Origin of the sequence: Brevibacillus dissolubilis (genome assembly GCF_006170445.1) — a bacterium.
GTDB classification, from domain to species: Bacteria; Bacillota; Bacilli; order Brevibacillales; family Brevibacillaceae; genus Brevibacillus_B; species Brevibacillus_B dissolubilis.
Window position 1 is genome coordinate 76,800 of the sequence record NZ_VCNA01000005.1, and the last position, 12,689, is coordinate 89,488.

Below are 12,689 nucleotides of genomic sequence, written 5' to 3' on the forward strand. Positions count from 1 at the left end.
GCAACAACATGGCACTCAAAAGGCTAGGCGACATCCTCGTCGAGAGCGGGATCATCTCAGAGGAGCAGCTCCAAGAAGCCCTCGTCGAACAGAAAAAATCCAAACTCAAGCTCGGTGACCACTTGCTTCAGCGCGGCTATATCACCGAGCAGCAGTTGATCGAGATTCTGGAGTTCCAGCTGGGGATTCCGCACGTCAGTCTGTTCCGCTACAAGCTGGATGCATCGCTTGTCAGCATCGTGTCGGAGGAGCTGGCCCGCCGCCATGTGCTCATCCCCCTGAAAAAAGAGGGCAATAAGCTGACCGTCGCGATGGCTGACCCGCTTGATTATTTTGCCATCGATGAATTGCGGATGAGTACAGGCTTTCTCATCCATACCGTGATCGCCACCCGTGATGAGGTACAGCGGGCGATCAACCGCATGTACAGCATGCAAGGCTCGGTCAAGGAGCTGATGGAGGGCATCGGGGAAGCAGGCGATTTGGAGGAAGTGCGGGTCGCAGACGATGATTCTCCGATTGTCCGTCTGGTCAACGAGATGTTTGATCAGGCGGTACAGCTTCGTGCCAGTGATATCCACATTGACCCGCAGGATGACGGAATCCGTGTCCGGTACCGTATCGATGGTCTGGTACGTACCGAGCGTGTACTGCCGCGTCATATGATGAACATGCTGACGACCCGGCTCAAAATCATGGCCAACCTCAACATCGCTGAACGGCGCGCTCCCCAGGACGGCCGGATACAGATGACGGTGGCGTACCGCGAGATCGATGTGCGTCTGTCTACACTCCCGACCATCTATGGGGAGAAGATCGTCATGCGTCTGCTCGACCTGTCCAATGCCAAGGTGGAGCTGGATCAGCTGGGACTGACCCGACGCAATCACAGCACCTTTACCCAGACTATCTCCCGTCCCAATGGCATCGTGCTGGTCACGGGACCGACTGGGAGCGGTAAATCGACCACGCTTTACGCTGTGCTCAATCATCTCAACGATGAGAGCGTCAATATCATTACGGTAGAAGATCCGGTCGAGTACCAGCTGGACGGGATCAACCAAGTGCAGATCAACGAGCAGATCGGGATGGGCTTCTCCACGGCGCTCCGTTCCATCCTGCGTCAAGACCCGGATATCATCATGGTCGGGGAGATTCGTGACCAAGAGACGGCCGAGATCGCCATCCGTGCTGCTTTGACAGGCCACCTGGTGCTCACCACCCTGCATACCAATGATGCGGTCAGCTCTGTCACCCGGTTGGTCGACATGGGCATCCCGCCTTTTCTCATCTCATCCTCACTCAATGGTGTATTGGCCCAGCGGCTCGTCCGCCGCATCTGCAAGGACTGCCGCCACGAGGTACCCGCCACCGAACAGGAAAAAGAGCTGTTCGCCAAGCGGGGCATCAAGATCGAGACGCTGTACCGTGGACGAGGCTGCGGCAACTGTTCCCTAACAGGCTATCGCGGACGGCTCGCTGTCCATGAGGTGCTTTCGATGGATGATACGCTGCGCACGATGATGACCCAGAATCTACCAACCTCCGAATACAAAAAACATGCGATGAAAAACGGGATGATCCTCCTCTTCGACGATGGGCTACTCAAGGCCAAACAAGGACTGACCACGCTCGAAGAAATCTACCGCATCGCGATCGCCCAATAAGGACAGGCAGAAGGGGCAGACATATGACACAAGTCGATATTAACAAGTTACTCAAATACGCTTTTGACAAGCATGCATCCGATGTACACATTTCTGTGGCTGCCGCGCCGATTTTTCGCATCGACGGTGATCTCAAGCGGCTGGATGTCCCACCATTGACCCCGGCAGATACGGAAGCGATGGCGAGACAGATCATCCCTGAGCATTTGTACGAACGTTTTGAGGAAAAAGGGGAGTTGGACTTTTCCTACGGACTCACAGGGATCTCCCGTTTTCGGATCAATGCCTACCACCAGCGCGGTTGTATCGGGATCGTCGCCCGTGTGATTCCAACCAGCATCCCGCCGCTTGCCACGCTTCAGTTGCCTGATCTGATGCGTAGCTTTTGCCACAAGCCGCAGGGGCTGCTATTGGTCACAGGGCCGACGGGCAGCGGTAAATCTACGACACTGGCCGCGATGATCGATTACATCAACTGCAATATGCGTAAGCACATCATGACGCTGGAAGACCCGATCGAGTATCTCCACAAGCACCAGCTCTCGATTGTGAATCAGCGCGAGATTGGTCTTGATACCAAGGACTTCGCAAGCGGTCTTCGCTCCTCCCTGCGCCAAGACCCAGACGTGATCCTCGTAGGAGAGATGCGCGATCTGGAGACGATCCATACCGCGATTACGGCTGCGGAGACGGGGCATCTGGTTTTCGCTACACTCCATACCTCGGATGCACCACAGACGATTGATCGGATCATTGACGTTTTCCCGGGAAATCAACAGCCACAGATCCGCATGCAGCTTAGCTCCGTATTGCTCGGCATCTGCTCCCAGCGTCTTCTTCCAAAAGTAGGCGGCGGTCGTGTCGTCGCAACGGAAATCCTCGTCAACACCCCAGCGGTCGGCAACCTGATCCGCAGCGAAAAAGTACACCAAATCCGCAGCATCATGGAGACAGGCCGCGAACAGGGGATGCACACGCTGGAGATGTCAGTCAAGGAATGGCTGCAAAAGGGAATCATCACCCAAGATTCCGCCCGCGATTATCTTTCGGAGGGGGCGTTGAGCTAGATGCCTACCTTTACTTATGAAGCACTGGAACGAAGCGGAAGCCGTACCCGTGGCAAGATCACTGCCACGAACAAGGTAGTTGCTGTCAACGAGCTGAAGCAGCAGGGCTTGCTGGTATCGGCGATCAAGGAAGAGAAGCTCACTTTTTTGCACAAAGAAATCGTGCTGGGGCGTCCGGTCAAGCATAAGCATTTCACTGTGTTTCTCCGCCAGTTCGCTACCTTGATCCGTGCAGGCATCGGGCTGGTCGACTCGATCCGCATTCTGGCTAAGCAGAGCGAAAGTAAGAATCTCGGCAAGGCACTAAGTGAGATCGAAACCGACCTGCGCCGGGGGATTCAGCTTTCGGAAGCCTGCATCAAGCATCCCAAAATCTTTGATCCACTGTTCATCAGCATGATCAAGGCGGGCGAAGCGTCAGGTAACATGGAACTGATTCTCGACCGTCTGGCAGGCTTTTATGAAAGATCGCATTTCACCAGAGAAAAGGTGAAAGCGGCGATGACCTATCCGATCACTGTTGGTCTGATCGCGGTCGCGGTGACGATGTTTTTGCTTACCTATATCGTTCCGACGTTCGTCACGATGTTTGCTTCATTCCAAGCCGAGCTGCCGCTGATTACACGGATGGTGATGGCGGTGAGCAACAGCTTGGTGGATACCTGGTATCTTTATGTGCTGGGGATCGCGGCAATCGTTATTGGCTGGCGGATTACGGCCGACACACCAAAAGGACGCTATGCTATCGACTACGCGCTCTTGAAGTTCCCGATCTTCGGCAAGCTTCTGCAAAAAAGCGCGGTCGCTCGGATGACCCGTACCCTCTCGACTCTGTTTGCCAGTACGGTGCCGATTTTGCAGGCGCTCACGATTGTGGAGGGGGTGGTTGGTAACAAGGTGATGGGACAAGCCATTCACGATGCCCAAGACAGCCTGCGCCAAGGCCGCTCGCTCTCCGAACCGCTGAAAAAAACATGGGTCTTCCCGCCGCTCGTCTCCCACATGCTCTCCGTAGGGGAGGAAACCGGTTCGCTGGATCTGATGCTGACCAAGGTGGCTGACTTTTACGAAGCAGAGGTGGAGACAGCGGTCGATCAGATCAAGGCGCTGATTGAACCGATCATGATCGTGATCTTGGCTGTTCTGGTCGGGGTGATCGTCTTGGCGATCATGGTACCGATGTTTGAGATTTTCAGCAAAGTGCAATAAAAACCAACAAGTCAACTGTGCAATTACTCAATGGAGGATGGTAACAATGAAAAAAATGCTGCGTACAATGAAACGATTGGTGAAAAACCAACGAGGTCTGACTTTGATTGAATTACTTGCGGTTATTGTGATTTTAGGGATTATCGCAGCGATTGCGATTCCATCCATTGGGGGCATTATCAATAACTCACGAAAAGATGCACATATCGCCAACGCACGTATGCTGGTAGATGCTGCGCGACTGTATATTCTTGAACATAATGAAGTAAAAGCAGAAGACAAAATCACCTTGTCCCAACTGGAAAGTGCAGGCTTCATCTCTGACGGCATGAAGGTCCCTGGTGAAAACAGAAGCTATGATAAAACCGATACGTTCGTCATGGTCAAAGGGACGAAGCCTCAGTTCAAATACTATGTGAATCTGGCCCGTGCCAATGGCAATGCCTCTGACTACTTCTATACCATAACGACGGCACAGAATTCTCTCGTCGATATGACCGCAATCACCCGTGACCAAATTCAATTGCCGTAAGTTTCACGATCCACAGGGGCTCTTGCTTCGCTCTGAACCGAGAACCACGAATCATGATCGGGATCGTTCAGATGATTGTTGATCAGGGGTCCTGCCAGACTTCCTTCCTGTCCGCAGGTGAGGGAGTTTTTGGCTTTTGGTGGGACAGGCTTTGTGCCAGGTGAGACAGCCAGCAGCCCAAGCGTACCAGAGTAAGAGAAAAAAGGAGGAGCAGTGATGACTGCCATGGCTTTGTCTGACATCATCAACCTATCTGATCAATCCAGCCTGTCATCTCTGTTAATTATGGCGGGATTATTTCTGTACGGTCTGATTTTTGGCTCCTTCTTCAACGTCGTGGGTCTGCGTATCCCACTGCGGCAATCTATCATTCACCCGCCGTCGCATTGTCCAAAGTGCCAGAGACGGCTGCCTTGGTATGATTTGCTTCCTGTTATTTCCTATTTATATAGGAAGGGACGCTGTGGTTCGTGTCAGACGGTTATCTCAGCGATCTATCCGTTGGTTGAGCTGATGACAGGTATTTTGTTCGCCTGCACCTATGCGGTGTACGGCTGGTCAGCAGAGACTGTCTTGGGTCTGTTGTTTGTGTCCCTGCTGGTTATCATTACAGTGAGTGACATCGGGTATCAGCTCATCCCAGACCGTGTATTGCTTCCCTTCTTCGTGCTGTTTCTCGTCCTGCGCTTTTGGATTCATCCGTATCCCTACTGGGTTCATCTGATTGGCATGGTGGCAGGCTTCACTCTGTTTTTGCTGCTGGCGTGGGTCTCGCGGGGCGGGATGGGCGGGGGAGATATTAAGCTGGTCGCGGTGATTGGCTTATTTTTGGCTCCACCGTTGTTGATCACAGCTATCTTTTTGTCCAGCCTGATCGGGGTCAGCGGAGGTCTGACCTACCTGCTCTTCAAAGGAAAAGGAATTCGGACAGGCATCCCCTTTGGCCCTTTTCTGGCGCTGGGTTCGCTGATCGCTTATTTCTTCGGTGAGGGGATGTTGGAATGGTATTTTGGGGTGAGCTTCCCTGCCATCTTCTCCTAGGGGGCGTTTACCAGAGGGTTTAGGAATCGGTATGTCGAAACGGGTATCAACGGGATTACAAGAAAGGACCGAGACAGATGAGACTATCCTTGCCTTTTATGAAAAAAAAGCACCGGCTTGGGGCCACGATTGAAGATACGGGCATCCGTCTGGTCGAAGCACGCAAGCAAGGCTCCCGGTATGTCTTGGAGCAGACGGTCTTTATCCCATTTCCTCAAGGGAGTGTCAGCGGCGGCAAGATCATCAACAAAGAGGCCGTAGAGCTGGCTATCGCTCTGGCCAAAAAAGATCTGAACCTCAAAAGCAGGCAGGTGAACCTCGCTGTGCCGAGTTCTTTTGTCGTGGTACGCAGGCATGCGCTTCCACCCCTGCTGGCAAAGGATGCACGGGCCCTGATCGAGATTGAGCTGGACACGACGATCCATCTGCCATTTACGCGGCCTTATTTTGATATTCACAAGTTAGAAACGGGTGCAGCCATGACCCCCGCTCAAGCTCCGACGACGGAGGGAGAAGCAGAGGCAGCTGCCACCAGTCAAGACGAATACCTGATCGTCGCCGCACCGGGTGATGTGATCGATCAGTATGTGGAGCTGTTGCGCCTGCTGGATCTGAAGGTGGTGGCGGCTGATATCGAACCACTTGCTTTGTATCGATTGTTGGATTTGACAGACAAGCCCATGGCACAGGATATCATGTTCGTCCAACTGGAGCCGGGCTTTGCCAATGTCAGCATGTTTTCGCGGGATACCCCAGAGTTTTTGCGCAACATTCCGCTTGATCTGAATACGTATGCGCCAGATATCAGTTCTAGTGCCGACCTGTATGAGGCACTGGACGACGAGTATGTATTTCAGGCGTTTACCGCTGATCTGGTTCGCGAGCTGGAGCGGGTAATCAATTTCTATCAATTTACGTATAAAAACGATGGGACACGCATCAAAGCCATCTACCTGACTGGTGATTTTCCGTTTTTGGACAACATCCTTCAGCATCTGCGTGAGAGGATCAACAACGCAGAGCTGATGTTGTTTCCGACACAATCTTTGAGACACGCCTACCTCGAATCGACCGATTTGCAGGCGTACACGGTGGCGGCCGGTCTCTCGCTGAGGGGGTAAATCTTCCATGATCGATATCAACCTACTCCCGCGCAAAAAGAGGAGCGTCGGCAGCCGTACCTTTTGGATCATCGCGCTTGGCAGTGTCTGGCTTGGCTTCGCTGGCTTCACCGGACTGAGCTATTACCAGGAGTCCGATAGCCTGACACTACTGGAGACACAGACGAAGCAAAAAGAACAGCTGCTCCAAGCCCTCTCCGAAAACCCGGTTCAAGAGGATGAAGGTACGCTGGTTGATCAATATACCGTGGTCTCCAAGGGGCTGCACGAGCTATTCTATCCGATGCCATTGCTCCTCGACGTGCTCTCTCACAATCTGCCCAAGGAAGGCAAAATCAGAGGCATCTCGTACGAACTGAACGGTCGGGTACAGGTGAGAGGGGAGTTTGAGCAGTATTCCGATGTGGCGGCTTATCTGTACAATCTGGAGAATTCGCCATATGTGATGAAGGCACGGGTCAAACAGATTGTCGCAGTGAAGCCGAAGGTAGTGGGTGAAGGCGGTGTCACTGTGACGCTTCCTGCGGGGAGTGCAAGTACGCCAACATCGGCTGCCACGACTTCTCCGTCAGCCACCGCCCCAGCCCCAGCGAAATCCACTATAGGCAGCAAGCTCCTGCCGCGCCAGCAAGCCGAGTTCGAGCTGTTTCTCAACACGATCAATGGAACGGCCGCCAAGCCATAGCAGAGGAGGGTACCTATGAGGCAAAAAGAACGACCATATCTCCTGCTCATTTATGTCTTGCTCTTCGTGCTGGTGGCGGTATTCTATCTACTCTATTACCTGCCGCTCTCCGAAAAGCGGGAGCAAGCCGAATACCGTCTGGCTCAGCTGACGACAGCGATTGACCGTGCGGAGCAGAAGCGTGTCAGCAAACCGACAGAGTCCTCTGAGGCGCAGCTGGCGAAGCTGTCCGAAGCATTGCCGGTCAAGCCGTATACCCATCAGCTGATTTTGGATTTGGACAAGCTCAAGACCTTGAGCGCTGTATCGCTTGAGAATGTCACGTTTGACGAAGAGAAAAAGCAGTCGCTTCGCGCTTTTGTCGAGGAGCTGCAACTTAGCAGAAAAGAAGCGGGGATCGGGCAAAAGGAAGATGCGGGGGAACCATCGGAAGCAACCACGGGCAATCAGCCTGCTGCCGACCAGTCTGCGAGCCAGTCTTCATCAGACACCCAAGACCTTGCCGCCAAACTGGCCGCACTGCCCGACACACAGCTTACCAGCATCGGGATGACCCTGCGCCTGCGCGGGGACTATCAGCAACTCTATCAATTCATCACAGAGGTTCAGGAGCTATCCCGTTACCTGCGTGTGGATCAGATTATTTTTGACAGCTCGGATGATACGGATGGCAACGGTAACACCACCGCACAGACCGCCGTCCAGCCGGCCACGGCACAACCGACTGCTACTGCCACGAGTCAGCCGACAGTCACAGAGGCCACCACAGGGACGCCACAAGCATCCGGCGCACAACTTACCGTCACACTCAAGCTGACCAGCTACTATGTGCCACAGTACGCGACCCTGATCAAAAAACTGCCGCCTATCCTGCTGGAGAAACCATCCAACAAACAGAATCCTACTGAATTTGGCAATTCATAGTCATAACCTTCTCGTTTCTACGTAGACTACTAGTAATAGAGTTGCGAGAGCGAGGAGGTTATTTACGTGGAGGCGAATAGAAACAACCGGATTTCTATCAAATTGAACCCACAAGCACCACAGGCCCCGAAAGAGGCAAAACCCAAAAAAGAACAGCCATCCATCAAGAAAAGGGAAGAGGCCCACTCCGACTATCTTTTTATTGAGACCCAGCCCGATGAGACGATCGAGGAGAGCGGGAGCACGACACCACAAGTTACAGAGGATCCGTTCCTGATTCAACCAGACACGACCACAGCAGCAGATGAGGAGAACGACCTGACCGGTGAAAGCGAAGCGATGGAGCGGCTCAACCAGCTTCGTGGGCAATTACAGACAGAGCGGACGAGCGCCCCTTCGACCAGAGACTACATAGCGACCCGAGATCCCATGGTCAATGCTGAGCGTGAGCACGGCCGCGAATCCCTCTATGAAGACAAGACAGAAACGGAATCACACTATCTGCTCTATGACCTGATGGATGAGAGTGAGGATTCAGACCAAAAGCATGGACTCGGCTCTATCGTCCACGACTGGTTCCAGCGCTTCACAAGCAACAACAGCACACTATCCCGCAATCCGCTCTTGCGTACGCTCGTTTCGATGTTTGGCGCGGTGACGCTTGGTCTGATCTTTGGTTTTATTGTCCTGACCGTGTTCATGCAGGAAAACAGTGCGCCCAAGTCACAGGAAGTGGCTGCTGTGACCGCTCCGGCTGACGGACAACCCGCAGGAGACGCAGCAGTTGCCACCGAACCTGCCCCCGGTCAGCCTGCCGATCCTAACATCTCAGAGACAGGCGGGGCAGGGGAGGGTGAGCGGGTGCCTGTCGCCGTCGAGCTTCCCGAGCAGAGCTTTTTCATGGTGCAAGCCGGGGTGTTCAGTGACGGCGAAGCAGCCCAGACCGCCATCCAGCCGCTCGATTCCCAAGGCTTCCCGCATTTTATGTATGAGATGACCGACGGCAAAAAGCATCTGTTCATCGCCGCCGCCTCCTCCCGCGATCAGATCCTTGGTATGGCTTCCTTTTACAAAGAAAAGCAGATGGAAGTGTTTGTAAAAGAAGTGAAGATGGCCGCAGAACGCACCAATCTTGAGCTGACCCAAGCCCCGACCCTCAACGTCGGCACCGCTGCCAACCAAGGCCCGCTCTATGAATTTTTTCAAAGCGGTGCCAATCTGTCCAAAGAGCTAACCACCTGGTCGAGCCAAGTGATCAACAATCCAGCTGAGACCAAAGCGATGCCCAAGGAGCAGCTGGACAAACTCACCTCCCTGCACCGTCAATTCCTGGAGCAGAGCCGTCTGATCCAGCCGCTTTTGCCAAAGGAAGCCCAGCCTCACGCCACCGAGATGATCAACTCCCTGAACAAAGCGGTTACCACCGTCAAGGAGCTCAAAAGCAACAACGCCGTCTCCTATGCATGGCAGGTGCAGAAAGGTATATTAACCTACCTTGAACATTATGCTGCGTGGGTAAAACCAACCGCGTAAACCGATTCCCTTGTGCAAGCTTTCTTGCACAGGGGTCTGTCTTTTTGTAGGATAGATTTACAAAGTTGTTTCAGATATTGTAGATACCTCCCACGTTTGTTACACTTACATTTGGTTAAAAAATGATTGCTCTGATATAAAACGATCTGGTAAGCAGAAGGAAGAGGAGAATGACGGGGAGAGAAATACTGATTTTGGTGGCTATTTTGATCACCGGCGCGCTGTTTGGGAGTATTCTGGGCACGATCTTGAGTCCGTGGATGCCGTTTCTAGGCATTTCCAAGACGGTATCGTGGAATCCCTCAGCGGATTTGGATATTTTGAAGTATGATTTGCATTTTCAGGTAAAACTAAATCTAGCCAGCATTGGGGGATTAGCCCTCGCAGTTTGGATTCACCGTAAAATCAGATAGGGTGGGGAGTAGTTATGAACGCAACCGTTCCAATCATTTTGGCCTCTTCTTCCCCTCGGCGCAGAGAGCTTTTGCATAATCTGGGTCTCGAATTCACGGTTCAATCAAGTGACGTGGATGAGACGACAGCGCCGGGACTTAGTCCGCAGGAGATTGTCGAGTCTCTGTCCATCCGCAAAGCCCAGGCGACTGCAGTCGGAGTGGATACAGGGCTTGTGATCGGCTCAGATACAATCGTTGTGCTAGATCAGAAGGTGTTAGGCAAGCCCGCAGATGAGGATGACGCCTTTGGCATGCTTTCATCTTTGCAGGGCCGTGAGCATACCGTTTACAGTGGAGTGGCGATTGTGGATGCCGCCACAGGCAAGAGCGAGGTGTCCCATTCGTCGACCAAGGTGAAGATCAGGGCGATGACAGATGCCGAGATCCGCTCCTACATCGCAACCAAGGAACCGATGGATAAAGCAGGCTCCTATGCGATACAGGGGTTTGGTGCGACCATCGTTGAGGGGATCGTGGGCGATTATTTCACGGTCGTCGGTCTGCCTCTCGGTTTAACGGCACAGCTATTATCCCGTTTTGGCATCACTCTTTTTTAGACAGGTGGGTTTCTTCTAAGGTTTGCTTCTCCGTCCACCTATATTGGAGATCCGGCAGGAGGCGAACCACATGCAGTTGGAGACAATTTCCTGTAACAAAACGTCGAAAAAAAACGTCCCTTTATATGAGCGTCCGCGAGAGCGGCTTCTCCGGCAGGGAGCGGAACCGCTGCTTGATGCGGAACTCTTGGCGATTTTGCTTCGGACGGGCTTGGAAAATGAATCATCCTTTGATCTAGCACAGCGCTTGCTCGCCTCTTTTGGCGACCTGCGAAATTTGTCGCAAGCCACGCACGAGGAACTGACACAGGTAAAAGGAATCGGACCAGTCAAAGCGATTGAGCTGCATGCCGCTTTTGAACTGGGGAGAAGGCTTGTCAAGCACAGCCGCAAAGAGCGTCCGGTCATCCGTCTGCCCCGTGATGTGGCTGACTTGATGGCGCCTGATCTGGCCCATCTGACACAGGAGCATTTTGTCTGCCTGTTTCTCAACACCAAAAATCAAGTGATCGGCAAACAAACCATTTTTGTCGGCAGCCTGGATGCCTCCATCGTGCATCCACGCGAAGTATTCAAAGAAGCCATCAAACGCAGCAGTGCTTCTATCATTTGCTTACATAACCACCCGAGCGGAGACCCTGCGCCCAGCCGCGAAGACGTAGCTGTAACCAAAACGTTGTATGAGGTTGGCGAACTGATCGGGATTTCCTTATTGGATCATGTGATCATCGGTGATGGTCGCTATGTGAGTTTAAAAGAGCAAGGATACTTATAAAAAAATCGTACGTTGGAATTGAAGATACGGAAGGAGATTTCATACTATGTTTGGTGGTTTTTCACGTGACATGGGGATTGACTTAGGCACCGCCAACACGCTTGTCTATGTCAAAGGAAAAGGAATTGTGGTGCGCGAGCCGTCTGTTGTGGCGATCCGCACTGATACTAATACAATCGAAGCGGTGGGGAACGCTGCGAAAAGCATGATTGGACGTACCCCTGGCAATATCGTGGCAGTCCGTCCGATGAAAGACGGGGTCATTGCTGACTTCGAGACGACGGCTACCATGATGCGTTACTTTATCCGTCAAGCACAAAAGAACCAAGGTCTGTTCAGCCGCCGCCCAAGCGTTATGGTCTGTGTGCCGTCCGGTATCACGGCCGTTGAGAAGCGTGCCGTAGAAGACGCGACCAAGCAGGCAGGTGCCAAAGAAGCATATACCATCGAAGAGCCGTTTGCCGCTGCCATCGGTGCTGACCTGCCTGTATGGGAGCCGACCGGAAGTATGGTCGTCGATATCGGCGGAGGTACCACTGAGGTTGCGATCATCTCACTCGGCGGGATTGTTACCAGCCGTTCCATCCGGGTGGCGGGCGATGAGATGGACGAAGCGATTATCCAGTACATCAAGCGCCGCTATAATCTGATGATCGGGGAACGCACGTCTGAGACGCTCAAGATGGAGATTGGCTCTGCGATGACACCAGAACAGGAAGAGACAGTCGATATCCGTGGCCGTGACCTTGTGTCAGGTCTGCCTAAGACGATTTCTGTTACTGGAACGGAGATTGCAGAAGCACTCTCCGAGACTGTGATGTCCATCATCGAAGCTGTGAAGATCACACTGGAGAAGAGCCCTCCTGAGCTTGCCGCAGATATCATGGACCGAGGCATCGTGCTTACAGGCGGTGGTGCACTCCTGCGCAATCTGGACAGACTTTTGGCCAAGGAAACCGGTATGCCGGTACACGTCGCGGAAAACGCGCTGGACTGCGTAGCGATCGGGACAGGACGGGCGCTTGAGAACCTCCACCTGTTCAAATCCAAGCACGGCATAACTTCCTCGAAATCCAAACGAATCCGATAAGTAAGCAGAGTAGATAAGTAGGTGAAGGAGAGT

The 12,689-nt window shown here is 53.0% G+C and carries 14 protein-coding genes; 13 read left to right on the forward strand and 1 reads right to left on the reverse strand.

What is annotated here, in order from left to right; translation table 11 throughout:
* The first annotated feature begins 8 nt into the window (after positions 1-8).
* The 4 genes from FGI41_RS11355 to FGI41_RS11370 are packed head-to-tail and all read left to right on the forward strand — an operon-like array spanning position 9 to position 4,475.
* Positions 9-1,667: a GspE/PulE family protein gene (locus tag FGI41_RS11355; RefSeq protein ID WP_139490265.1), complete on the forward strand. Its 1,659-nt coding sequence runs from the start codon at positions 9-11 to the stop codon at positions 1,665-1,667.
* A gap of 23 nt (positions 1,668-1,690) precedes the next feature.
* On the forward strand, positions 1,691-2,734 hold the full coding sequence (locus FGI41_RS11360; RefSeq protein ID WP_139490266.1) for a type IV pilus twitching motility protein PilT: 1,044 nt from the start codon (positions 1,691-1,693) through the stop codon (positions 2,732-2,734).
* A complete protein-coding gene (locus FGI41_RS11365) occupies positions 2,735-3,943 on the forward strand; it encodes a type II secretion system F family protein (protein WP_139490267.1) in 1,209 nt (402 codons plus the stop codon). It begins immediately after the preceding gene.
* A gap of 46 nt (positions 3,944-3,989) precedes the next feature.
* Entirely contained in the window at positions 3,990-4,475 is a 486-nt protein-coding gene (locus tag FGI41_RS11370; protein ID WP_255298434.1) for a prepilin-type N-terminal cleavage/methylation domain-containing protein, read from the forward strand.
* On the opposite strand, the gene FGI41_RS24935 is transcribed toward FGI41_RS11370, so the two are convergent.
* Positions 4,463-4,702 (reverse strand): hypothetical protein, encoded by a 240-nt coding sequence (locus FGI41_RS24935; protein WP_176560237.1) that lies wholly within the window; start codon positions 4,700-4,702, stop codon positions 4,463-4,465. The genes FGI41_RS11370 and FGI41_RS24935 overlap by 13 nt on opposite strands.
* Here FGI41_RS24935 and FGI41_RS11375 point away from each other — a divergent pair.
* The 9 genes from FGI41_RS11375 (at position 4,692) to FGI41_RS11415 (ending at position 12,656) form a co-directional block, all read left to right on the forward strand.
* The gene (locus FGI41_RS11375) at positions 4,692-5,516 is read left to right on the forward strand and encodes a prepilin peptidase (RefSeq protein WP_368656691.1); all 825 of its coding nucleotides are present in this window, start codon (positions 4,692-4,694) and stop codon (positions 5,514-5,516) included. The genes FGI41_RS24935 and FGI41_RS11375 overlap by 11 nt on opposite strands.
* Positions 5,517-5,593: 77 nt before the next feature.
* Positions 5,594-6,637: a type IV pilus biogenesis protein PilM gene (gene pilM, locus FGI41_RS11380; protein WP_139490268.1), complete on the forward strand. Its 1,044-nt coding sequence runs from the start codon at positions 5,594-5,596 to the stop codon at positions 6,635-6,637.
* Between the two features lie 7 nt (positions 6,638-6,644).
* On the forward strand, positions 6,645-7,322 hold the full coding sequence (locus FGI41_RS11385; protein ID WP_139490269.1) for a PilN domain-containing protein: 678 nt from the start codon (positions 6,645-6,647) through the stop codon (positions 7,320-7,322).
* A 15-nt stretch (positions 7,323-7,337) separates the two neighbouring features.
* Positions 7,338-8,246 carry a hypothetical protein gene (locus FGI41_RS11390; protein ID WP_139490270.1) on the forward strand — a complete coding sequence of 303 codons (909 nt, stop codon included), beginning with the start codon at positions 7,338-7,340 and terminating at the stop codon, positions 8,244-8,246.
* Between the two features lie 66 nt (positions 8,247-8,312).
* On the forward strand, positions 8,313-9,779 hold the full coding sequence (locus FGI41_RS11395) for a hypothetical protein (RefSeq protein WP_139490271.1): 1,467 nt from the start codon (positions 8,313-8,315) through the stop codon (positions 9,777-9,779).
* 170 nt (positions 9,780-9,949) lie between these two features.
* Positions 9,950-10,192 (forward strand): DUF4321 domain-containing protein, encoded by a 243-nt coding sequence (locus FGI41_RS11400; protein WP_139490272.1) that lies wholly within the window; start codon positions 9,950-9,952, stop codon positions 10,190-10,192.
* Positions 10,193-10,206: 14 nt separating this feature from the next.
* Positions 10,207-10,791 carry a Maf family protein gene (locus FGI41_RS11405; RefSeq protein WP_139490273.1) on the forward strand — a complete coding sequence of 195 codons (585 nt, stop codon included), beginning with the start codon at positions 10,207-10,209 and terminating at the stop codon, positions 10,789-10,791.
* A 70-nt stretch (positions 10,792-10,861) separates the two neighbouring features.
* Positions 10,862-11,566, forward strand: a complete 705-nt coding sequence (gene radC, locus FGI41_RS11410) for a RadC family protein (protein WP_176560238.1) — start codon at positions 10,862-10,864, stop codon at positions 11,564-11,566.
* Positions 11,567-11,612: 46 nt separating this feature from the next.
* Positions 11,613-12,656, forward strand: coding sequence for a rod shape-determining protein (locus tag FGI41_RS11415; RefSeq protein ID WP_139490274.1), 1,044 nt, complete (start codon positions 11,613-11,615; stop codon positions 12,654-12,656).
* Positions 12,657-12,689 lie beyond the last annotated feature (33 nt).

Coding starts and splice junctions, on each gene's coding strand:
- FGI41_RS11415 (WP_139490274.1), top strand. CDS start 11,613: ATGTTTGGTGGTTTTTCACGTGACATGGGGATTGACTTAGGCACCGCC.
- FGI41_RS11375 (WP_368656691.1), top strand. CDS start 4,692: ATGACTGCCATGGCTTTGTCTGACATCATCAACCTATCTGATCAATCC.
- FGI41_RS11400 (WP_139490272.1), top strand. CDS start 9,950: ATGACGGGGAGAGAAATACTGATTTTGGTGGCTATTTTGATCACCGGC.
- FGI41_RS11355 (WP_139490265.1), top strand. CDS start 9: ATGGCACTCAAAAGGCTAGGCGACATCCTCGTCGAGAGCGGGATCATC.
- FGI41_RS11405 (WP_139490273.1), top strand. CDS start 10,207: ATGAACGCAACCGTTCCAATCATTTTGGCCTCTTCTTCCCCTCGGCGC.
- radC (WP_176560238.1), top strand. CDS start 10,862: ATGCAGTTGGAGACAATTTCCTGTAACAAAACGTCGAAAAAAAACGTC.
- FGI41_RS11390 (WP_139490270.1), top strand. CDS start 7,338: ATGAGGCAAAAAGAACGACCATATCTCCTGCTCATTTATGTCTTGCTC.
- FGI41_RS11360 (WP_139490266.1), top strand. CDS start 1,691: ATGACACAAGTCGATATTAACAAGTTACTCAAATACGCTTTTGACAAG.
- FGI41_RS24935 (WP_176560237.1), bottom strand. CDS start 4,702: ATGGCAGTCATCACTGCTCCTCCTTTTTTCTCTTACTCTGGTACGCTT.
- pilM (WP_139490268.1), top strand. CDS start 5,594: ATGAGACTATCCTTGCCTTTTATGAAAAAAAAGCACCGGCTTGGGGCC.
- FGI41_RS11365 (WP_139490267.1), top strand. CDS start 2,735: ATGCCTACCTTTACTTATGAAGCACTGGAACGAAGCGGAAGCCGTACC.
- FGI41_RS11385 (WP_139490269.1), top strand. CDS start 6,645: ATGATCGATATCAACCTACTCCCGCGCAAAAAGAGGAGCGTCGGCAGC.
- FGI41_RS11370 (WP_255298434.1), top strand. CDS start 3,990: ATGAAAAAAATGCTGCGTACAATGAAACGATTGGTGAAAAACCAACGA.